Source organism: Melittangium boletus DSM 14713 (assembly GCF_002305855.1).
Taxonomy (GTDB): domain Bacteria; phylum Myxococcota; class Myxococcia; order Myxococcales; family Myxococcaceae; genus Cystobacter; species Cystobacter boletus.
This window is the reverse complement of record NZ_CP022163.1, coordinates 8880157-8901738: the sequence shown is the minus strand read 5'-3', so window position 1 is coordinate 8901738 and position 21582 is coordinate 8880157. Positions and strand designations below refer to the sequence as shown.

The window sequence follows — 21582 nt, the reverse complement described above, 5'->3', positions numbered from 1 at the left end:
CGGGTGTGCCCGTGCGCGGAGCCCCTACAAGGCGTCGAGTTCCCGCTCGAGCGCCCGTGCGTAGCGCCGGACGGCGGCGCGAAGGCGCTCGGCCTCCGCGGGCACCTGGGTGGCGAGCGCCTGGAGGGCGAGTTGATGATGGCCGAGCTGGAAGGCCAGGTAGCACGGCCGGTAGAAGCGCGGCAGCGCGCCGCTCACCGGACGAGGCCCCCACCGTGAGACGAGTTCCGCCAGTGCGCTCTGTTCCGACGGCCCGAGGCCGAGCTCCACGCTGGCGCCCACGATGTCCCATGCCACATCCTGGCACCCGATGAGATCATGTGCGTCGTGGTGGTCCACCGCGTCCGTCTTCAGGAGGACGCCGTCGGGTCTCACGAGCCATTCCCAGGCCTGCATGCGGCCATCGGTCTCCACCGTGTTCATCTCGGCGGACAGGTGGGTGAGTGCGTCTTCCCAGCGAGACCAGGACCGGGCCCGATCCTCGCCGAGCGCCTCGCGCGTGTTGTGGCGTCCCATCTCGAGCAGTTGGGCGGGACTGGCGCCGTGGCCTCCACCCGGGCGCGCGAAGTGACGGGCCCGGAAGGCCAGGTAGGCCGCGATTCGGGGGAGGTGCGCGCGCGCATCGAAGGCCGTGGCGGAGAGGGGCCTGGCCTCCGCCTCCCAGCGGTGCACGAGGAAGCCATGCCGGAGGCCCAGCACGGCTGGCGCCCATCCCCTGTCGGCGAGCGTCCGTGAGCGCTCGAGCGCGTGCTCCCCGCGAGCGCCCAGCCCCGCGAACTTGAGCAGGAAGGTGCCCCGCGCGGTCCGCAGCAGGTACTTGCGCCGCTCCTGCCCCACGTGGACGCCGGGCCAGTCCTCCCGCCGGGGGAAATGCCGCTGCCGCCAGGCGCCACCCCCCAGATCCTCCAGGGGGCCGAGGGCCGGTCCGCAGAGATCCTCCACCCACGCCGTCAGCGCGTGCCTCGGGTCATCGGGAGACAGGATCAGGCGCTCGAAGTCGACCGTGTGCTTGTGGGCCCGCGTCCAGCGCGCGCGGTGCGCCTCGCTCGCCATCGGGCCGAGGTCGCCCCGGTGGCTGGGAAAGAAGCGCAGGTGCTCCGTGGGCGCGCCCAGGCGTTCGAGCGTGTCCGCCACCGCGCCGAAGGAGCTTCCCGAGAGGCCGGGACCCTCGTCCACGAGGGCGAAGGGGGTGGCTGGCGCCGCCCGCCGCAGGGCCGCTTCGAGCCTTGGGCCCAGGCGCAGCTCGCGCTGGAAGGGTGGTCCGCCAGGTCTCACGGTGATCGGCGCGTGGGTGCCGCCCACTCCCGCCACCACCGCGCAGGCCAGGCTGGTGCCGATGCCGCGAATGCCGATGACCCACGGCACCTCCCCGGGGGGCACGCCGCGCGCCGCCTCCAGGTACGCCTCCGGGTAGAGGGCGTAATAGGCATAGCCCTCGGGCGTCTTGAGCGTGACCGTGTCCGGCAACCGGGCACGCTCGAGCGCCGAGAGCGCGTCCCAGGGAAGGGGGGGGAGCGGGCCGAGGTAACCCCCGCGGTGTGAGTCCCGGAGGGCCAGGGCCGCCGCCAGCGGCAGGGCCAGGGCGCGCTCCTGCGCGGGGCCGTGCTCGTCGTGGCCGGCCCGCTCGAACCCGGCATCCAGGAGCCCCTGGGCGAGGATGCCCGCGTCGATCAACAGGCGGGCCAGGGCCGCGTGCCGGAGGATGCCCTCGGGCAGGGCCTCGGCCGCGGTCATCTGGCGGCGCAGGTCGGCCAGGATGTCGCCGGGCGCCCGCGCGCGAGGGCGATCTCCATAGACGAGCATGCGTGGCTCTCCGTCCCTAGGACGTTCGCAGGTGGCTGTAGGCGATGGCCGCCAGTTCGTCGAAGACGGGCACGGCCCACGCGGCCGCATGGGCTTGTTTCCATTCCCGCGCGAAGGCCAGGAAGGCCTCGAGTTGTTCCGGGCTGGGGGAGACCTTGGGCCGTTGCCGCTTGGCCAACGCCAGCGCCTCCCGTGGCGCGTACCCCCGCGAGACGAGCACGCAGAGGGCCAGCAAGGCGCTGCGGCCAATGCCGTGCTCGCAGTGGATGAAGACCTTGTCCCCGCGCGCCAGCCGCTCGCCCACCCAGGCCACGCCATCGCGGATCATCGGCAGGCTGATGGCGCACCGATCCACGGTGGGCAGGTGCAGCAGGGTGATGCCGTGCGCGCGCAGCACCTCCTCGTCATCGCGGCACTCCACCCGGACGTCGACGACGCAGCGGATGCCGAGCCGCTGGGCGAGATGGGCCGCGGCCTCCATCGGGAAGCGGCCGCCGACCATGAGCTCGGGGGTCACCCAGTCCAGGTTCATCTCCAGGCTTTCGAGCATCACGCGGGGCCTCCTCGCGGGGACCTGGAGCATAGGAAGCGGGGCCGCGATGAGAAGGGGCGGGGCGAGAGGCGGGCATTGGACGTTGGTGGTCAGACAATGAAGCGGCCGTTGCGCGCTCCGGGTGGGCATGGACAACGTCGTGAGGACAACGTGGGACGCCCACGTCAGCCCCGGGAGACGAACATGACGGACCTGGACCAGTTGAGTCCGCGCGAGCAGCGCAGGGAGATGCGAAGGAGCCAGACCTACAAGGCCTTCCTGAGCAGCCTCGGCACCATTGGGCAGATGAACGAGGAAGACGCCGAGCGCGCCGCCGTCTCGGTCCTCTGTGTGCTGGAGCAGCGGCTCTTCGGCGAGGAGGCGGCGCACCTGGAGGCCCAGCTGCCCTCGAAGCTCCGGGAGCTGCTGCTGCGGTGCGAGCGGCACATGGGCAAGCCGGCCAGCAAGTTCGGCAAGGAGGACTTCATCGAGATGGTCTCGGAGGACCTGGGCGTGGATGCCTTCGAGGCCGAGAAGGAGATCCGGGCCGTCTTCGCCGCCGTGCGGGAGCAGGTGTCGGAAGGGGAGATCGAGGACGTGATGGGACAGTTGCCCGCCGACCTGCGGGAACTCTGGCGCCTCGCCCACTAACATGTGGGTCGTGCGGTCGCGGCGGCTGACGTAGAGTCCGTCCGCCCTTCATGCCATTCCTCTCCTGCGTCCTCGGGCTTCTGCTGCTGACCTGTTGCCTCTCCAGCGCCTGGTTGCTCGCGCTGGAGTTGGACCCGAGAGCCAGGGGGTCGGCACGGCTGGGCGCCGCGGGGGGACTCGCGTACGGGCTGCTCCTCGCCCTGTTCGAGCTGCTCACGAGCCTGGGGCTCTTCCGGGTGGAGGTGGCCCTCGGGGCCTGGGTGCTCCTGACGGCGCTCCTGGCGGTTCGAGGACGGGCACGGGCGGCGAGGGCGGCGCGCGTCGATGCGAAGCGGGCCTGGGTGCTGGCGCGCGGTCTGTTCCAGGGCGGGCAACGGTGGGTGCTCCTGGGCCTGGGGTTGATCCTCGGCGCCCGGTTCTCGCGAGGGCTCGCCGCTCCACCGCTCGCCTGGGATTCGCTGACCTATCACCTGGTGAAGGCGGGACGCTGGGTCCAGACGGGTGGGAACGAGCCCCTGCTCGCACCCGATGCCTGGGGCTACTACCAGTTCTTCCTTCCGTACGGAGACGCGCTGTGGGCCTGGGCGATGCTGCCCGGCTCGGGGGATGGCTTCCTCGCCGTGGCGGGGCTGTTGATCTGGGTGAGCGTGCTCGTCGGGGCCCATGCCCTGGCGAGAGCCCTGGGCGCGCGTCGGCGCATGGCCCTTCCCGCGGCGCTGGGGGTGGCCTTCCTTCCCGCGGCGGTGAACAGCCTCACCAGTGCCTACGTGGACAACACGTTCCTGGCCCTGTTCCTGCTGGGCATGGCGGCGCTGGTGAGGAGTTGGCGCCCCGGGCACGCGTCCCAACGGGCCGTGGCGGTGCTGGCCCTGGGCGTCCTCGCGGGAATCAAACCCGGAGGACTGCCCGTGTTCTGCCTGGGGCTCGCGCTGATGGGTTTTCACGCCCTGCGCTCGCGGCCGTCGCTCGGCTCCGGGCTCCTCTCCGGGCTCCTCGTCATGTCGGGCGTGGTGCTCGGGCTGCTTCCCTATCTGCGGATGTGGGTGAGCGCGGGCTCGCCCCTGTATCCCTGGCCGCTGTCGGTGGCGGGCGTGCACCTGTCCGAGGGAAACGCGCAGCTGGCCGCCATCCACTCGGGCGAGCTGTTCGGCCGGCCCGAGGTCCAGGCCGCGCGCGTCGTGAAGGCGCTCCTGTTTTCTTCCTTTTCCGGAGGCACGGATCAGCTGGGCCTGGGCCCCGCGCTGTTGCTGGGCGTTCCGGGGCTGCTGGTCGCGGGGCGTGCCGTCCGGCGGCGGGAGGGCGGGGTGCTCGGGGTGTTCGTCTGCGCGCTGAGCACGGTGTTGGGCGCCATGAGTCCGGTGTTGTGGTCCGTCTGGGTGGACTCCTCGGCGCGTTTCCTGCTGCCCATGCTGGCGGTGCTGGTGGTGCTCGTGTCGCTGCTCCGGAATGAGCGGATGCGGATCGCCTTGTGGGTATGCCTCGGAGTGCAGGGCGTGCTCGCGCTGCCACGGGGCTGGAGCATGGTGGACCTCATGGGCGTGCTCCGGGTCGCGCCGCCGCTCGTGCTGGCGCTGGGCGTGAGCGCGGTGGCCTTCCGGCGCGCGGGGCCCCTTTGGGGCGCGGGGCTGGCCGCCATGCTGCTCGGGGTGGCCTGGGTGCCCATCGCCACCACCCGCGAGGCCCTGCGCTACGAGTTCTATGCCTCGGCCGCGCGCGGTGCGTCCTTCGACTTGCATCCCCTCGGGCGGCGCTATGTCTCGAGCTGGCCTCTGTGGGAGGAGTTGGATGGCGAGGCCCCCCGGCGGCTCGCCGTCTCGGCGGGGTGGGACGGGACGGGACACAACTGGTACTGGTACCCGCTGCTGGGCAGCCGGTTGCAAAACACGCTCACCTACGTGCCGGTGTCGCCGGACGGTGTCGTGCGGGACTACGCCCGGCCGAGGACGATCGCCGGGGCGGACTACGCCTCGTGGCTGCGGCGGCTGCGCGAGGCGGACGTGGACGCCGTGGTGACGCTGCCTCCCCGGCCCATCGAGGCCCGGTGGATGGCCGAGCACCCGGAGCTCTTCCAGCCCCTGGCCAGCAACCGCTCGGGGGACGGCGTCGTCTGGCGGCTCCTGCCCGAGGCGCGGCCCTGAGTCGTTCATTCCCGCTACTGCCCGCCATGTGACGGCTTGGGCGGGTCTCTCCGATGGAGGGTTGAATCGGGCGGGCGGGCCGGACGAGAACGGGGTCATGGCACAGCCCTCTCGTCCGTCGCCCAACGATCCGTCGTACGACCTGCTGCACCTCCAAGGCCGCCATCCCCTGGAAGCCCTGTTCGCGCCGCGCAGCGTGGCGGTGGTGGGGGCCAGCGAGCGGCCGGGGAGCGTGGGCCGCACGCTGCTCTGGAACCTCATCAGCAGCCCCTTTGGCGGCACCGTCTATCCCATCAATCCCAAGCGCCCGAACGTGCTGGGCATCCGGGCGTGGCCCTCCCTGCGCGCGCTGCCCGAGCCCGTGGAGCTGGTCGTCGTCGCGACGCCCGCGGTCACGGTGCCCGAGGTGATGCGCGAGTGCGCCGAGGTGGGGGTGAAGAACGTCATCATCATCTCCGCGGGCTTCAAGGAGGTGGGCGAGGAGGGCGCACTGCTGGAGCGCGAGGTGATGAAGATCGCCCGCGAGGCGCGCATCCGCGTCATCGGCCCCAACTGCCTGGGCGTGATGCGGCCGCCCACGGGGCTCAACGCCACCTTCGCGGGCTCCATGGCGCGCACGGGCAACGTGGCCTTCGTCAGCCAGAGTGGCGCGCTGCTCACCGCCATCCTCGACTGGAGCATGCGCGAGGGCGTGGGCTTCAGCACCATCGTGTCCCTGGGCTCGATGATGGACGTGGGGTGGGGCGATCTCATCGACTACCTGGGGAACGATCCGCGCACGCGCAGCATCCTCCTTTATATGGAGACCATTGGCGACGCGCGGGCGTTCCTGTCCGCGGCGCGCGAGGTGGCGCAGCACAAGCCCATCATCGTCATCAAGGCGGGGCGTACGGCGCAGGCGGCGGCGGCGGCGGCCTCGCACACGGGCTCGCTCGCGGGCAGCGATGAAGTGCTCAGCGCGGCCTTCCGGCGCGCGGGCGTGCTGCGCGTGGACTCCATCGCGGACCTCTTCTACATGGCGGAAGTGCTCGCCCGGCAGCCCCGTCCCGAGGGCCGGCGCCTCACGGTGCTCACCAACGCGGGTGGCCCGGGCGTGCTCGCCACGGACGCGCTGGTGACGGGGGGCGGGGAGCTGGCGCGCCTGTCGGACTCCACGCGCGCCCAGCTCGACACCTTCCTCCCCGCCGCGTGGAGCCATTCCAACCCCGTGGACATCCTGGGCGACGCGGACCCCGAGCGCTACGCGCGGGCGCTCCAGGTGGCGGGCGCGGACGAGAACAGCGACGGCCTGCTCGTCATCCTCACGCCCCAGGACATGACCGAGCCCACGCAGACGGCCGACCGGCTCAAGCCCTACGCGAAGCTGGGCAAACCCGTCATCGCGAGCTGGATGGGGGGCTCGGAGGTGGCGGCGGGCGAGCGCATCCTCAACGACGCGGGCATTCCGACGTTCGGCTACCCGGACACGGCCGCGCGCATCTTCAATTACATGTGGCGCTACAGCTACAACGTGGCGGCGCTGTACGAGACGCCCGTGCTGACGGAGGAGCCCGAGCGGCGCGAGGAGGCCGGCACGCTCATCCGCGAGGCCCGGCGCGAGGGCCGCACGCTGCTCACGGAGCACGAGTCCAAGCGGCTGCTCGCGGCGTATGGGATTCCCACGGTGGAGACGCGGCTGGCGACGAGCGCCGACGAGGCGGTGCGCGAGGCCCGGGAGCTGGGCCTCCCCGTGGTGCTCAAGCTGCACTCCCATGTCATCACCCACAAGACGGACGTGGGCGGGGTGCGTCTGGACTTGAGGACGGAGGCGGCGGTGCGCGCGGCCTTCGAGGGCATCCGCCAGCGGCTGGAGGAGCTGGGCCAGGCGAATGCCTTCCAGGGCGTGACGGTCCAGCCCATGGTGAAGCTGGAGGGGTATGAGCTCATCCTCGGCAGCAGTCTGGACGCGCAATTCGGCCCGGTGCTGCTGTTTGGCGCCGGAGGCGTCCTGGTGGAGGTGTTCAAGGACAGGGCGCTGGCGCTGCCGCCGCTCAACACCACGCTCGCGCGGCGGATGATGGAGCAGACGCGCATCCACGAGGCCCTGCGCGGCGTGCGCGGACGCAAGCCGGTGGACCTGGGGGAGCTGCAGAAGCTGCTCGTGCGCTTCAGCCAGCTGGTGGTGGAGCAGCGCTTCATCAAGGAGGTGGACATCAACCCCCTGCTCGCGTCGGACGAGCGGCTGGTGGCGCTGGACGCGCGCGTGGTGTTGCACGGCCCCGAGGTGACGGAGGCGGAGCTGCCGCGGCTGGCCATCCTCCCGTACCCGCAGCAATACGTGGACCGGTGGCGGGCCCGGGACGGGGAAGAGCTCTTCATCCGCCCCATCCGGCCCGAGGACGAGCCGAGGATGGTGGACTTCCACAAGACGCTCTCCGAGCAGTCCGTGTTCCTGCGCTACGCGGGGATGATGAAGTTGGACCAGCGCGTGGCGCACGAGCGGCTGGCGCGCATCTGCTTCATCGACTACGCGCGCGAGATGGCGCTCCTGGCGACGCGCGCGGATGGCTCGGTGCTCGGGGTGGGGCGGCTCACGCGCCTGCCGGGCACCGAGGACGCGGAGTTCGCCATGCTCATCAGCGACACGGTGCAGCGCCAGGGCCTGGGCACGGAGATGCTGGGACGGCTGGTGAAGGTGGGCCAGGACTGGGGCCTGCGCTGCATCGTGGCGGACATCCTCTCGCACAACGGCGCCATGCAGCACGTCTGCCGCAAGCTCGGCTTCCGCATCCATCCGGGCGAGCTGGGCGAGGACATGGTGAAGGCCGTCAAGGTGCTGGACTGAGCCCCCCCTCGTTGCGCGTCGGTCCGTTGGCGTAGGATGGAGGCTGTCCGGCGGCGTTCCCCCGGACACCTCCCCATGAGCCATCACCCCGTGAAGTTTCCTCTCGCCACCGTGCTCGGCTGCGTGGCGTTGCTCGTTTCCGCCTGCGCTCCCACGGAGCTTCCCCAAGAGGCTCCCCCCGAGGAGCCTGTCTCCGCCAACGTCTCGCCCCCGTTGGATCTCCCAGCGATCATCCGCCGCGTGAACCAGGCCTTCCGGGCCGGGGAGGGCGGCTTCACGGGCGGCCAGGAGACCTACGCTGTCCGTGTGGGCGAGGACGGGACCGTCCGTTTCTCGCCGCGGCACTGGCCCGAGGCCCGGAGCGCACGGCCCCTGTCCTCCGTCGTGGGTGAGCCCCTGCGGGTGCGGACCACGTCGGTTTCACGGGGCGGCCAGCCGCTGTCCGCCGAGGCGGCGCGGGTGTCGGTGCGCGAGGACGGCGCGCTGGCCTTGCGCCGGGGGCCGGTGGTGGAGGTGCTGCACAACGGCGAGGAGGGCCTGGAGCAGCGCTGGGAACTGGCCTCGAAGCCCTCGGGGAGCGGCGCGCTCGAGGTGCGGGTGGAGGTCTCGGGCCTCGAGTACGTGGGCCCCACGGAGCAGGGGCACCACTTCGTGGATCGCCGCTCGGGGTTGGGGGTGCGCTATGGCAAGGCCACGTGGGTGGATGCTCGCGGCGTGCGCACCGCCGTGGAGCCCGTGCGCGAGGGCGATGCCCTGGTGATGCGCGTGCCGGAGGCGGTGCTGGAGGACTCGGCCTGGCCCGCGGTGCTCGATCCGGTCATCTCCCCGGAGATCGGCCCGGGCAATCCCGTGCCCGCGCCCACCAGCAGCAGCCTGTACCGGCCCGAGATCGCCTACGCGGGCGGCCTCTACCTGGTGGTGTGGGAGAACAGCTACTCCAGCAGCTATACCGTCCAGGGCACGCGCGTGCGGGCCTCGACGGGAGAGGTCCTCGACGTCAACGGCATCACCCTGGCGACCGGCACGACGGCGCAGTCCGCTCCCTCCGTGACCTCCAACGGGACCGACTTCCTGGTGGTCTGGCAGACCTATGTCAGCTCGGCCCAGGGCTATGACATCTATGGCTCGCGAGTGAAGGGCTCGACGGGAAAGGCGATCGACACCACGCCCATCCGCATCTCCACCGTCGCCAGCTCCGATCAGTCCGAGCCCATGGTCGCCTACGCGGGCAGCTACTACTTCGTCGCCTGGAAGGACGCGCGCTCCAGTGCCCCTGGCCTCTACGGCGCGCGGGTGAGCACCTCGGGCTCGGTGTATGACAGCTCGGGCATCCTCCTCGCCCCCGGCACGGTGTACTGGCCCTCCCTCGCCACCGACGGGAGCACCGTCCTGCTGGCCTGGACCGTCGCGGACAGCGTGACCGGGCATGACATCCAGGGCGTCCGGGTCCAGGCCTCGAGTGGGGCGAAGCTCGGCAGCATCCTGGAGCTCTCCAAGGGTCCGGGGGCGCAGGCCTACCCAGCCGTCTCCTTCGCCGGGGGCCACTTCCTCGTGGTGTGGGATGACCGGCGGGTCGACGCCTCCGTGTCGGAGCTCTACGGCACACGCGTTCGTGCCTCGGATGGCGCGGTGCTCGACGCCTCGGGAATTCCCATCGCGACCGCTCCCGCGAACCGGCTCTACGGAGGCAACTTCGCCCTGGGCTCCGATGGGAGCCGCTTCCTGGTGCTCTGGGAACACCTCACGGAGCCGGCCGGTACGACCCGGACCCTCCAGGGGGTTCGCGTTGGCACGGACGGCGTGGTGCTCGACACGGCCTCCCAGCCCCTCTCCGAGGTGAGCACGACGGCCACCCTGTCACCCGCGGTGGCGTTCGATGGAACGAACTTCCTGGTGCTCTGGCGGGATGTCCGCAACAACCGCAACAGCTTCTACGCCACGCGCGTGCGGGCCTCGGATCTGACCCCGCTCGACACGCCTCCGTTCCTGGTGACGACCCTGTTGAACCAGGTCAAGGCGCCCGCCGTGGCCCAGGGCGGGGATGTCTACCTCGTGGTGTGGAACGACTCCCGCGATCGCGAGGGCACCTTCGACATCTACGGCGTTCGGGTGCGGGCCTCGGATGGCGTGGTGCTCGATCCCCTGGGCATTCCCATCGGCCAGGGAGCGGGGGCCCAGACCTCTCCCTCCGTGGCGTCCGATGGGAGCCGGTTCCTCGTGGTGTGGGATGACGCCCGGAACAGCACGACCTCGGGCCTGGACGTCCGGGGCGCGTGGGTACGGGGGTCGGATGGAGGGGTGAGCGATCCCCAGGGATTCGTCCTGGCCGCCGCGCCGAGGGATCAGGCCCGGCCGAGGGTGGCCTTTGGCGAGGGAACCTACTTCGTGGCGTGGGAGGACTCGCGCAACGCCGTGGACTCGGGCAACTCCGTGGACGTGCATGGCGCGCGCATCCGTGCCTCGGACGGAGTCATCCTGGATCCGGACGGGCTGGTCGTGTCGAGCGCGGTCCGTGCGCAATGGCACCTCGACGTGGCCTTCGGCGGCGGCGTCTTCCTGGTGATATGGGAGGACAGCCGCAACCCCTATTTCATCTCCAACATCCATGGGGCGCGCGTGAGGGCGTCGGATGGCGGGGTGCTCGACAGCGGGAGCACGCCCTTCATCAGCACGCCCTCGGTGGCCCAGCTGGCCCCTCGTGTGGCGTTCGACGGGACGAACTTCCTGACGGTGTGGAAGACCAAGCGCTTCAGCGGGGAGCCGGATCTCCGGGGGACGCGGGTGAGGGCATCGGATGGCGGGGTACTCGATGCGGCGGGGCTCGTCCTGTTCTCGGGCACCAGCTCCTTCCAGAATTTTCCCGGCCTGGGCTTCGACGGCCAGTACTACCTGCTGGCGTATTGGGAGTCCGTTGGATCCGTCAACCGGCTCGAGGGCATTCGCTTCAAGCCGGATGGGAGCCGGTTGGATACGACGGCCCTCCTCATCGACACGATGACCGCGTCCTATGTGAACGCGGCGCCTCCGGCGATCGCCTCGTGGGGGCAGGGCCGGTTCCTGGTCGCGTACGAGTCGTATGACACGGCGTCCGGCCAGCTTCGCGGCAGGATGCGGCTGGTGTCGGACCCGGTGAACGGCGCGAAGTGCGCGAGCAACGCGGCCTGCACGAGTGGCTACTGCGTCGACGGGGTGTGTTGTAACAGCGCGTGCGCGGGGGGGACGTGTGGCTCGGGCACGTGTTTCATCCCCTTGCGGGTGAGCTGCCCGGCGACGCTCCAGGCCGAGGCCACCGCCGCCACGGGGGCCACCGTGAACTACCCGCCCGCGACCGCCACGGGAGGGACTCCGCCCCTGACGCTCGGCTACAGCCAGGAGGCGGGGACGCGGTTTTCCCTGGGCACCACGTCCGTCACCGCCACCGTCTCCGACAGCGCGGGCGGCGCGGCGTCCTGCTCCTTCGACGTCACCGTGAGCGACACCACCGCGCCCACGTTGAGCTGTCCCGCCCCCTTGCGAGCGGAGGCCACGGAGGCCACGGGGGCCACCGTGAACTATCCGCCCGTCACCGTGTCGGACGCCGTGTCGTCCGTCACGGTCGACGCCAGCCCCGTGTCTGGCTCGCACTTCGCCATGGGCACCACGCCCGTCTCCGTCCAGGCCACGGATGAGGCGGGCAATGCCGCGTCGTGTGGCTTCTCCGTCACCGTGAGCGACACCACCGCGCCCACGCTGCTTTGTCCCGCGAACCTCCAGGTGGAGGCCACCAGCACCTCGGGGGCCACCGTGAGCTACCCGTTGGCCTCCGCGACGGACGCCGTGTCGTCGTCCCTCTCGTTCGCCTACAGCAAGGCCTCCGGCTCGCACTTCGATCTGGGCACCACGCTCGTCACCGTCCAGGCCAGGGACGAAGCGGGCAATGCCGCGGCGTGTGGCTTCTCCGTCACCGTGCGCCTGCCCCCCGCGCCCCAGGTGACGTGCCCGGAGGCAATGGAGGCCGAGGCCACCGATGCCTCGGGTGCCCTCGTGAGCTACCCGCCCGCGACCGCCACCGGCGCCGAGCCCCTGACGCTCGGCTACAGCCAGGACTCGGGCACGCGGTTCGTCCTGGGCACCACCCCGGTCACCGTCACCGCGACGGATGGCCTGGGCCGTTCGGTGTCCTGTGACTTCGGGGTCACCGTGCACGACTCCGTGGCGCCCGAGGTGGGGTGTCCGGGTCCGTTCGTCGTCGAGGCCCAGGGACCCTCCGGGGCTCCGGTCGTCTTCTCCCTGCCGCCTCCCCGGGATGCCGTGTCCGCGCCCTCGGTGTCCTCCACCCACGCGCCGGGCAGCCTCTTTCCCCTGGGCACCACCTCCGTCACCGTGTCCGCCACGGACGAGGCGGGCAATGCCGCGTCCTGCTCCTTCGACGTGACCGTGCGGGACACCACCGCTCCCTCGCTCGTGTGTCCGGCCGATGTCTCGGTGACGACGGCCTCCGACGAAGGCGGCGTCGTGGAGTACCCAGCGCCCACGGCCGAGGACGCGGTGTCCACGCCCGGGGTCGAGCTCAGCGCGCCCTCGGGTGGGCACTTCCCCCTGGGCGACACCCAGGTGACGGCCACCGCCACGGACGCCGCCGGTAACAGCACCACCTGCGCCTTCCGGGTGCGCGTGACGCGAGACAGCCCGGAGCCTCTTCCCGAGCCTTTGCCGGAGCCCCTTCCGGAACCACTCCCCGAGCCGCGAGCGGAGCCTTTGCCGACCGGTGGATGCGGGTGTGGGGCGGCGGCGTCGGATGGGCTCGGCGGGGCGGCCTTGCTCCTGCTGTCCTGGGTGGCGGCGCGCCGCCGTCGCGACTCCCTGACGGGGTGAGGGAATGTCCCGGGTGGTTCGCCTTGCTGCGTCAGGTGTATGGAGTGGAGGTGCGCCATGTCCCCCCGTCTTCGTGATGCTCACCCTATAGGTGTGCGGTTGGGCCCCTTCCTCGGAGCTTGGGTCCTTATTGTCCTCTTCCTGCAGTCCGCGTGCGCCACGGGTACCTCACGGGGAAGCTTCCTCGCGGGCCACCGCGACAACTCACTCACGCCCCCACCGGTATCGAATGCGCGTGTGGCTGCCACCGTGTACGTCGTGGAGTTCATGGAGCCCGGCGCCGTCGCCACCCGGCCGGTGCCCATCAAAAAGGCCGAGTTCCAGCGGGCCTTCCTGCGCCTCTCGCTCGATGTGCGGCTGGCGCGGAGGACTCCAAAGGAGGCCGCCCACGAGCTGCTGAGCATTTCGCGGCAGCAGCCACAAGACATTGAGACGGTCGCGAGCACGGGAGATTGGAATCTGGAGTCGTATCGAGGCGAGGGCTTCACCCTCGTGCCGGAGCAGCAGGACGGCCCGGTTCGCCTCACCCCCGTGGCGGATGAAGCCTTGAGGGAGAAGTACCTCCAGTGGTGTGTGCACCAGGGCGGCGGCGACTGCCTGGGCCTGCTGGACGACGGGTCTTTCCTGCGCACGGATGACCGGCGCACGTTGGCCCTGGCCCTGGCCTTGGGCACCGTGCTCGACGAGACGCGCGCGGCCCTGGGACGCGAGCTGCTGGACGTGCAGGCGCTCGTCTCGCTGGTCGTCTGGACGGTGGCCCTCTACTGCATGATGTGGGTGGTGCCCGAGCCAACCACCAAGGCCGTGGCCGCCAGCCCCACCCTCATCCTGATGGGCTACCTGGGCCTCAGCGAATACTGGTTGGCGCGGCTGTTGGAGCGCGAGGCCCGGGGGCGCTACGTGGAGAACGAGGTCAGCCGTCAGTTCAAGCACCTCTACAACTTCAGCCGGAACAAGGGAGTGGATGTGGAAGCCCCGGGAGGTTTCAAATACGAGATTCTCTCGGGTACGGAGTCGAATCTCGCGCGGCATGGCCGACGCATGGCGGGCGAGTTCTTCCGGATGCTCACCTTCTGAGAGGGCGGCGGGTGCTCTACAACAAGGTCTTCTACGAGGACCGGGAAATCGAAAACGAGCGGCTGGAGCTGACGGACAAGGGGTCGCTCTACTTCCTTGGTTCCAATGTGACATTCAGGAACTGCACCCTCGTCCTGAAGGTCTCCGGCAGGAACCTGATCTTCGACCAGGGAACTCGGTTCATCGACTGCACTTTCGAGGTGAAGCAGGAACTGAAGAACCACCAGCAGTGGGTGTTCGCATCCCTGAAGGGGTGCCGGTTCAAGGGGCGCCTGTCGGGCTGCGACTTCGGGCACTGGCCCAGCTACTCGGAGAGGGCAAAGCACGGGTCCATCGAGGACTGCGATTTCAGCGAGGCCCGCCTGGATGGTTGCCGCATCATGGGCTGTGACCCCGCCACCCTTCGCTTTCCCAAGTGGCCCTGCTTCACCCTCCTGGATCCCATCGGGCGAGCCCGCGAACTCAACAGCGTCCAGTGGCCGGGAGGTTTTCGCCCAATCATCGTGGAGGGCCAGTACAGGGATCCTCCCTCCACAATGGCCGTGACGTTCCATGCCCCGACCCTCGCCAGGCGCCGCGAGACCACCGAGGACGCGCTCAGGGCGGTCATTGAGCGGTTCGACTGCATTGTCTACTGATCGCCGTCCCGTCGAATGAGTGGTGACACTTGTCACCACCTGGTGAGCGTTATAACCACCTCCACTCCGTGCTCCCGCCGCCAACCTCTTGAAATCACGGGAGCCGGGCCTCGCGGAGCGCTGGCACGCCGGACGCATTGACGCCCCTCGGGTGGGTCTCTTGCCCCGAGGGTCATGGTGATGCGCAAGAAAAGGCTGGGGGATTTGCTTCGGGAGCGCGAGCTCGTGGACGGGACGCAGCTGCGCGCGGCGCTGGGCGTCCACCACAAGTGGGGCGTGCCGCTCGGCCAGGTCGTGGTGGACCTGGGCTTCTGCACCGCCCAGCAGGTGCTGGCGCTGATGGCGGAGCAGGCTCAGCTGCCCACGGTGGACCTGGACGCGGAAGTCCTGGATCGCGATCTGGTGGACGTGCTGCCGGTGCACGTGGCGGAGTCCTGCCGGGTCATCCCCCTGCGTCAGGAAGGCCCTCGGGACTCGGTGCTGGTGGTGGCCACCGAGGCGCCGGGAGATCCGCTCGCCCTGGACGAGGTGGCGCGCGTCACCGGCAAGGCGCGGGTGGTGTCGGTGCTGGCCACGGACGCCTCCATCTCCCAGGCCATCGAGCGCCTCTACTACCCGCACCTGGTGGGCGCGAAGCGGCCGGTGGAGCCCATCGAGCTCCCCGAGGCCGAGGAGGCCCTGCCCCTGGTGCACGGACGCGCCGAGTGCCTGATGCTCGATGGGCTGCTCCAGCGCCAGTCGGAGATGAGCGTGGAGGATGGCCACGGACTGCCCGTGATGAAGCCGCTGACGGACGAGCTGCCGCTGGACGCGCGGCTCACCGAGCGGGAGATGCCCCGCGTGCTGGTGGCCCTGCCCAGGAAGACGCGCGAGCCGGAGGTGTGGGTGTACGGCTGGGGCTCGGGAGCGACGCGCGGGTTGATGCGGCTGCTCGAGGAGTCGGGCCTGCGGGCGCGGGTGGCGCGGACCGAGGACGTGCGCAAGGCGGGCGAGCGCACGGTAGTGCTGACGCCGCTGCAATCCATCGAGAGCGTGAAGCGCAAGGGCGTCCGGGCACGGCTGGTCGTGGCGGGCCGGGGACGCGAGGCCGAGCGGGCCAGGGAGCTGGGCGCCCACTCGTTCCTCTCGGGCCCCCTCTGCGCGGACGCGTTGATCGACACCCTGCGCGAGCACCTGGCGGCGGGCCACGAGACGCCGAGCCGCCGGGCGGGCTGAGCTCACGCCTCCCGATTCACCGGGGGCATGGGCCGAGGCAACCAGAGCGCCCCCAGCCTCAGCGCGAACGCGTCGAAGGGCTCGGCGTGCACCTCTCCGTCGCCTTCGTGCCGCGAGACGAGGTGCCAGCCGCGTTCGCGCCGCCGTCGGATCTCCAGGGTGCGGATCCGCGGCTCGATGAACCACACGTGGCCCACGTTCTCGCGGTGGTAGACGGGCAGCTTGCGCTCCTGATCGATGACGCGCGTGGCCGGGGAGTGGATTTCACAGACCCAGTCCGGGGCCACGGACGTGTGGGGCTCGTCCATGAAGGAGGGCGAGGGGACCCGCTCCCGGCGCCACCCCGCGAGGTCCGGAACGAGCACCTCCCGGCCGAAGTGCAACTCGGGCTCGTAGAGGATCCACCAGCCCCCGCGCGCTTCCGGCTGTCCCAGGTCGAAGGCCATGCCCAGCAAGGCGCAGAGCGCCGCACCGACCCGGGCATGTGGCAGCGCCGGTCGCGGCGAGGCGACCAGCTCGTCTCCCAGGATTTCCCCCACCCATCCGACTGGCAGCGCCTCGATGTCCTCGTAGGTCGCCGCCCGTTTCCCCTTGCTCATCCGTGCCTCCGCTCACGCCACCTGACTTCTCCCATCATACCCAGGGGCCTGACGTGAGCGGTAGTCCCCCGGCTAGAGCGAGTGGCAATCCTTCCACTGGAGGCCCGTGGCCTGGGCGAAGTCCAGGAGCCGGGGCACGGCCTCGTGCACCTTGTTGTGCACGTCGTGGAACAGGACGATGCCGCGCCGCCACAGCAGCATGAGGGTGATGACGCGGTCGCCCGTGGGGCCGGGCGCCACGGTGGCGTTCCAGTCCTGCGAGTCGATGTTCCACAGCATCACCTGGCTGCCCTGGCTCGCGAGGAACCGCGTCAGCTCCTCGGTGCGCTGCCCATAGGGAGGACGGAAGAGCACCTTGCCGGTGCCCGCGAGGCCCAGGTCCGCCACGCGCGTCCGGGACTCCTCCAAGGACTCCTTCCACGTGGCCATCTTCTGGTGCGACGCGTGCTTCTGTCCGTGCGAGCCCACGCACTGGCCCTCGTACAGCGCCTTCAGGGACGCCGCGCTCGTCTTGTCCTGGCGGGCCTTGAGCGCGTCTCCGAGCACGAAGAAGATGCCGCTGGCCTGGCGTGCGCGCAGGAGCGTCGCCAGCCGATCCGTCCCGCCACCCGCCGGCGTGGGACCGTCGTCGAACGTCAGCAGGAACCGCCGGTCCGGCCACTGCGCGCCCGTGTCCTCTCCCTCGCCGAACGTGAGGATCTCACTGGTGGGGGAGGGGAAGAGCGCCGCCAGCCGCAGCTGCTCCTTCGCGTAGACGGAGTAGAAGCGCTCGTCCATGGCGAGCCAGGCCTTGTACTCGGGCGGAAGGCTCGCCACGAACGCGCCCCCCTGCCGCACGACGTTGGCCGCGGTGGGGACTTCCTCCGCGCACCCGAGCTCCGAGGGCGCGCCGCATGTCGCGCGGGCCGTGCGCAGATTGGTGGCCACCGTGGCCTTCATCTGCTCGAGCCAGCGGCGCACGGACTCCGCATGGACCTGCTTGACGCCGAGCAGGGTGGGAAACTCCGCCGAGCGGGCTTCCAGCTCGCCGAGCACCTGGGCGAACACCAGGTTCTCCGCGCGCGAGGCTTGATCGAAGTCCTGGGGGGAGCGCAGGTGTCCGGGCCAGAGGGAGCGATCCGCGAGCGCCACCTCCTTGGGGCCCGCGGCCCGGGCGGTGGAGGCGGTGGTGAGAACGGGAAGGAGCGCGAGCGCGGCGAGGGACGAGAGGGAACGTGAGCGCATGGGGTGGGTTCCGGATCAGGGCTGACCGAGCTTCTGCTTCATCTTCTCGATGCCCTTGCGATAGGCGGCATGGTCCTTGAGGCCCTGGGCGGACTGGTAGCTGTCGAGCGCTTCGGCCCACAGACCATCCTCCTCATAGACGCGGGCGATGTTGTAGTAGGAGCTGGCCTTCACCGTGGTGGCGTTGGGGCCGGAGGCGAGGGCGATGGCCTTGCGGTTGGCCCACAGCGCCTCGGCGTTGCGGTGCAGCTTCTGGTAGGCGAGCCCCAGGTTGCTGTACGCCTGACTGTGCTCGGGGTTGTTCGCGATGGCCTCCAGGTAGAGCGACACCGCCTCGTCCAGCTTCTTGGCGTGGTAGGCCGTCTCGCCCTGGCGATTGAGGGAGTCGGCGAGCGACGCCTGCGCGCCCGTCACTTCCGGCGCGGACTTCATCTCCTCGCCCCGGAGCAGTCCCTGGAGGTAGGGCCCCATGCTCTCGCCCCCCTGGACGTCGGTGAACTGGTTGAGATCGTAGAACTCGCCATTCTCCCCGATGCCGAACACCACCCAGGTGTTGCCCGCCTTGCCCGGGGGCGGCGTGAAGGTGCGCACGAGCGACGAGCCCACGTAGACGAACACCTTGGCCTGGCTGCCCTGGGCCAGCGTCCTCGAGCCCCGGAGGGTCTTCTCGGAGTAGTTGTGCACGGCGTAGAGGTACTTCACGCCGGGCTTCTTCTTCTCCAGGGTGATGGTCTCCGGGCCGTAGCCCGATGTGTCATCCACGTCGAGGTTGACCAGGTCTCCCTTCTTCCTCGAGAAGTAGACGTGGGTGGAGGGGTGGACCAGGTGCGAGTCGAGGTCCGCCGGGGTCGCGCCCCAGTTGAGGACGATGCGCATGCCGTCCAGGTTCTGGGTCATCACTGGGCTCAGGGCATACGTCAGCCCGTCGCACGGGCAGCGCGCCACCAGGTGGGAATAGCCCTCCTTCTTGATGATGAGGTTGACGGCGCCGTCATCCGTGCCGCCGAAGCCCGTCAACCGCACGGAGCCATCCGCCGCGGTGGTGCCCTGGAGCGAGGCCTCGCCATTCTTCTGGAGGATGACCTGCGCGCCGGAGATGGCCTGATCCTTCACGGTGGCGCTGAGGACCTGGACCCGGATCGCCTCCGCGCCGAGCGCATGGAGGGGAAGTCCGAGGGTGAGGGCCAGCGCGAGAAACCGCTTCATGTCGTGTGCTCCCATGGCGAGATCGCGGCGCGGGGTGTCCGTTCGCCGCCGCGACGGGCCAATTGCAGGGGGCATGCCTGGGGCTCGTTCCCTCGGAAGGGCTCATGCCGAGGGAGCCACGTGTGGCGCGCGGCCCACGCTCACGTGGCAGGGAAACCTCGGATTGAGTTGAGGCGGTCTGGAGGGCCTACCACTTGAGCAGGTAGGCACAGGCCTCGGCGCCCGTGGCGCGGCAGCCCTCCGGGCCGTGCTCGATGCGCAGCCGGAAGGCGTTGCTCTTGGGGGGGAAGCGCGCGTGGAAGGCTTCCAGGAGCCCTTGATCGAACTCACACGGGTAGGGGTTGTCACACCGCAGCCACGCGCTGTTCTTCTCCAGGGGCTGGTAGTGGTAGCCGCCAATGTCCCCCTCGCCCCGGTGGTTCATCCGGTAGGTGTCGTTGAGCAAGGGCAGGATCGTCACGAACGACTCGATGTGCGGGGGAAGGACCGTGTTGCGGGGCACCTGGTGGCCGATCGCGCGCAGCGTCTGGGTGCCGATCCGGACGCGGATCTCCTCCAGGCTGCGGATGATGGCCTCGAGCGGGAACCAGCTCCGCACATCACCGGGCTCCATCATGACGCCGTGCGAGGCGAGGATCCGCTGGACCTCGCCCTCCTGGAGGTTGAAGGCCCCGAGCAGTGAATGAACGTTGAGGCTCAGAACCTCGACGTCCGAGGCGCGGATACCGCGGCGCATGATGCGCTCTCCCGTAGGTAGACCCTTGGAGTCAACCACACAGGTGGGAGGGGCCTCAAGGTGTCCTTTGGGGGAGGGCATCAGTGAGGCAGCAGGGCGCGGATGTCGCTCACGTAGCGGGACGTACACTCCACGCCCGCCTTGTCCTTCTCGGAGCCCACCTCGCAGCGCTTGAGGAGGTGGACGAGCGGATGATCACAGGACAGGGCGGTCAGCCCCGCCTCGGCCAGCTGCGCGCGGGCGGACTTCTCGGCGGTGTCGAGCCGCTTGCTCCGCTCGGCATCCGCCTCGCGGAAGGCCGCCTCGGTCAGAGGTTTACCATCCGGCTGTTTCTCGCCGCGCCGGCGCAGCTCGTCGACGAGCAGGGGCACCATGCACACGTCCAACGAGCGGGCCGCGCGCAGGGCCTCGCGGCCTCCGGCGGGATCCGTGCGAGGAGAAGGTCCCGCCCACGTCACCCGGCACTTCTCGAGGGCGGGATTGTCTCCCTGGCGTCCCCGGGCGAGGCCGTGCATGGCCACGAGCTGACCCTTGGCCAGCTTCCCCACGGCCACCGACTGGGTCGCGTCCGCCTGGCACACGACCGAGTGCTCCGGGTGATTCGACTCGAAGAAGACGGAGAGGAGGCCGCCGGTGTCGCGGATGTCCTTGACCAGGCCGGTCACCTCCAGCTCGTTCCCGGTCTCCGCATAGGAGTCGAGCAGGGTGCCGGGCGAGGTGCGCACGAGCTCCGCGGGAGGGGGCGGCTCGGACTTCTTGCAGCCTCCGGCACCCACCAGCAAAGCCGACACCAGCAACGCACGCTTCAACACGACCTCCTTCACGGATGAACGGGTGACACCCTACCGCAGGTGTCGCTCCGCGACGCGGTAGAACTGGGTCAGTTGACCGGACGACGCCCTACCGGAAGTAGCTCTGGGAGATGTCCACGGAATAGCCTAGCTCCAGCGTGGGCGCGGACGCCGCCACGAGGTACTGGCGGAAGTGGAGCACCTTGCCCGGCAGCGGCGTCGCGGACGGCCGCGCGTCCACGGGCGGCGTTCCCTCGATGGGCTCCATGCTGCCGCCCTCGCGCCGGTAGTTGAAGACGGACGGGAAGTGCGCCCGGGCCTGGAGCGTGGCCACCGGCCAGGACACCCGGGGCAGCGCCAGCTTCAACCGCCCCGACAGGTGGAACACCCCCAGCTCTCGCGTGAGCACCACTTCCAGCGAGGCCTCCGTCTCGCCCACGCGCGTGGGCGCCACCCGCACCTTGAGCCTCCCGTCCTTCGTTTCTCCGGACACCAGGGGCACCGAGTCCAGCAGCAGCCGCTCCAGGTGGTGTCCCTCGGGCAGCTCCAGCTCCAGCTCCTGTTCCCGATCCAGGCGCAACGCGTAGCGCACGCGCAGGCTCGCCTTGCCCTCCAGCGTGGACACCCAGGTGGCCTGGGCCTCGGGGATGCTCGGCTCCAGGGGGGGACGCACCACCTGCCGGGCCACCTTCGGCTCCGTGGCCGTGCGCCAACCCACTCGCAGCGCCCCCTGTCGCGGGTACACCTCGGCGCCCTCGCTCCCGGCGAGCGGCGGCTCCGTCACCGTGAAGGCCGTGGCATCCGCCTCCAGCCGAAGCGGGGCCGGTGTCAGGTGGGGACCGAAGCGCAGCTGCACTTGCTTCTCGACGCCCGTCCCCGCCGGGCGGAGGGTGAAGCCCACGTCGAAGGCGTAGCGGCCAGGCTCGCGCGTCACCAGGCTCAGGTGCTCGCCCAGCGCGCCCACCGTGGCCTTGTCCAGCGAGGGCAGCGCCGTCAGGTACGTGTCCGCGTCCAGCTTCAGCAGCCGCACCTCGGTCCACTTCCCCTCGGCGAGCACCTCCACCTCGAAGTGGCCCTCCACCAGCAGGGCCTCCCCGGTGAGCCGCCCCTTGAATTGGCTCTTCACCACCACGGCCTCGGTGGGCGGTGGGGCCGGGGCTTCATCCCGCTGCTGCTGGGCATGGAGCGCCATGACGTCCGTCAACGGCATCGTCACGGAGCCCGAGCTGATGGACAGCGAGGGCGTGGAAGCCGTCAACAACACACCGAGCACGAGAGACGAGGTCCACATGGG

The 21582-nt window shown here is 70.3% G+C and carries 15 protein-coding genes; 7 read left to right on the top strand and 8 right to left on the bottom strand.

Annotated features, from left to right (window positions below; all coding sequences use genetic code 11):
- Positions 1 to 24: 24 nt before the first annotated feature.
- Entirely contained in the window at positions 25 to 1803 is a 1779-nt protein-coding gene (locus MEBOL_RS36850; RefSeq protein WP_095981788.1) for a hypothetical protein, read from the bottom strand.
- Positions 1804 to 1819: 16 nt separating this feature from the next.
- On the bottom strand, positions 1820 to 2353 hold the full coding sequence (locus MEBOL_RS36845) for a protein-tyrosine phosphatase family protein (RefSeq protein ID WP_245920215.1): 534 nt from the start codon (positions 2351 to 2353) through the stop codon (positions 1820 to 1822).
- Positions 2354 to 2539: 186 nt separating this feature from the next.
- Here MEBOL_RS36845 and MEBOL_RS36840 point away from each other — a divergent pair, with 186 nt between their 5' ends.
- From MEBOL_RS36840 to MEBOL_RS36810, 7 genes are all read left to right on the top strand, one after another.
- Entirely contained in the window at positions 2540 to 2986 is a 447-nt protein-coding gene (locus MEBOL_RS36840; RefSeq protein ID WP_095981787.1) for a DUF2267 domain-containing protein, read from the top strand.
- Between the two features lie 50 nt (positions 2987 to 3036).
- Entirely contained in the window at positions 3037 to 5124 is a 2088-nt protein-coding gene (locus tag MEBOL_RS36835; RefSeq protein WP_095981786.1) for a hypothetical protein, read from the top strand.
- A gap of 97 nt (positions 5125 to 5221) precedes the next feature.
- Complete coding sequence (locus MEBOL_RS36830) at positions 5222 to 7948, top strand: bifunctional acetate--CoA ligase family protein/GNAT family N-acetyltransferase (protein ID WP_095981785.1); 2727 nt, start codon at positions 5222 to 5224, stop codon at positions 7946 to 7948.
- Between the two features lie 90 nt (positions 7949 to 8038).
- Positions 8039 to 12802: an HYR domain-containing protein gene (locus tag MEBOL_RS36825; protein WP_157823890.1), complete on the top strand. Its 4764-nt coding sequence runs from the start codon at positions 8039 to 8041 to the stop codon at positions 12800 to 12802.
- Between the two features lie 57 nt (positions 12803 to 12859).
- Positions 12860 to 13879, top strand: coding sequence for a hypothetical protein (locus MEBOL_RS36820; protein WP_095981783.1), 1020 nt, complete (start codon positions 12860 to 12862; stop codon positions 13877 to 13879).
- A gap of 11 nt (positions 13880 to 13890) precedes the next feature.
- Positions 13891 to 14517: a pentapeptide repeat-containing protein gene (locus tag MEBOL_RS36815; RefSeq protein ID WP_095981782.1), complete on the top strand. Its 627-nt coding sequence runs from the start codon at positions 13891 to 13893 to the stop codon at positions 14515 to 14517.
- Positions 14518 to 14697: 180 nt separating this feature from the next.
- Positions 14698 to 15732: a GspE/PulE/PilB domain-containing protein gene (locus MEBOL_RS36810; RefSeq protein ID WP_095983234.1), complete on the top strand. Its 1035-nt coding sequence runs from the start codon at positions 14698 to 14700 to the stop codon at positions 15730 to 15732.
- 2 nt (positions 15733 to 15734) lie between these two features.
- On the opposite strand, the gene MEBOL_RS36805 is transcribed toward MEBOL_RS36810, so the two are convergent.
- The 6 genes from MEBOL_RS36805 to MEBOL_RS36780 all read right to left on the bottom strand — a co-directional run bounded on the left by MEBOL_RS36805 (position 15735) and on the right by MEBOL_RS36780 (position 21579).
- Positions 15735 to 16331, bottom strand: coding sequence for a Uma2 family endonuclease (locus tag MEBOL_RS36805; RefSeq protein WP_095981781.1), 597 nt, complete (start codon positions 16329 to 16331; stop codon positions 15735 to 15737).
- Positions 16332 to 16403: 72 nt separating this feature from the next.
- Positions 16404 to 17555 carry a polysaccharide deacetylase family protein gene (locus tag MEBOL_RS36800; protein WP_095981780.1) on the bottom strand — a complete coding sequence of 384 codons (1152 nt, stop codon included), beginning with the start codon at positions 17553 to 17555 and terminating at the stop codon, positions 16404 to 16406.
- A 15-nt stretch (positions 17556 to 17570) separates the two neighbouring features.
- Complete coding sequence (locus tag MEBOL_RS36795) at positions 17571 to 18761, bottom strand: tetratricopeptide repeat protein (protein ID WP_095981779.1); 1191 nt, start codon at positions 18759 to 18761, stop codon at positions 17571 to 17573.
- A 187-nt stretch (positions 18762 to 18948) separates the two neighbouring features.
- A complete protein-coding gene (locus MEBOL_RS36790) occupies positions 18949 to 19497 on the bottom strand; it encodes a hypothetical protein (protein ID WP_095981778.1) in 549 nt (182 codons plus the stop codon).
- 80 nt (positions 19498 to 19577) lie between these two features.
- Complete coding sequence (locus MEBOL_RS36785; RefSeq protein WP_157823889.1) at positions 19578 to 20306, bottom strand: OB-fold protein; 729 nt, start codon at positions 20304 to 20306, stop codon at positions 19578 to 19580.
- 91 nt (positions 20307 to 20397) lie between these two features.
- Positions 20398 to 21579, bottom strand: a complete 1182-nt coding sequence (locus tag MEBOL_RS36780; RefSeq protein ID WP_095981776.1) for a hypothetical protein — start codon at positions 21577 to 21579, stop codon at positions 20398 to 20400.
- Between the last annotated feature and the right edge of the window lie 3 nt (positions 21580 to 21582).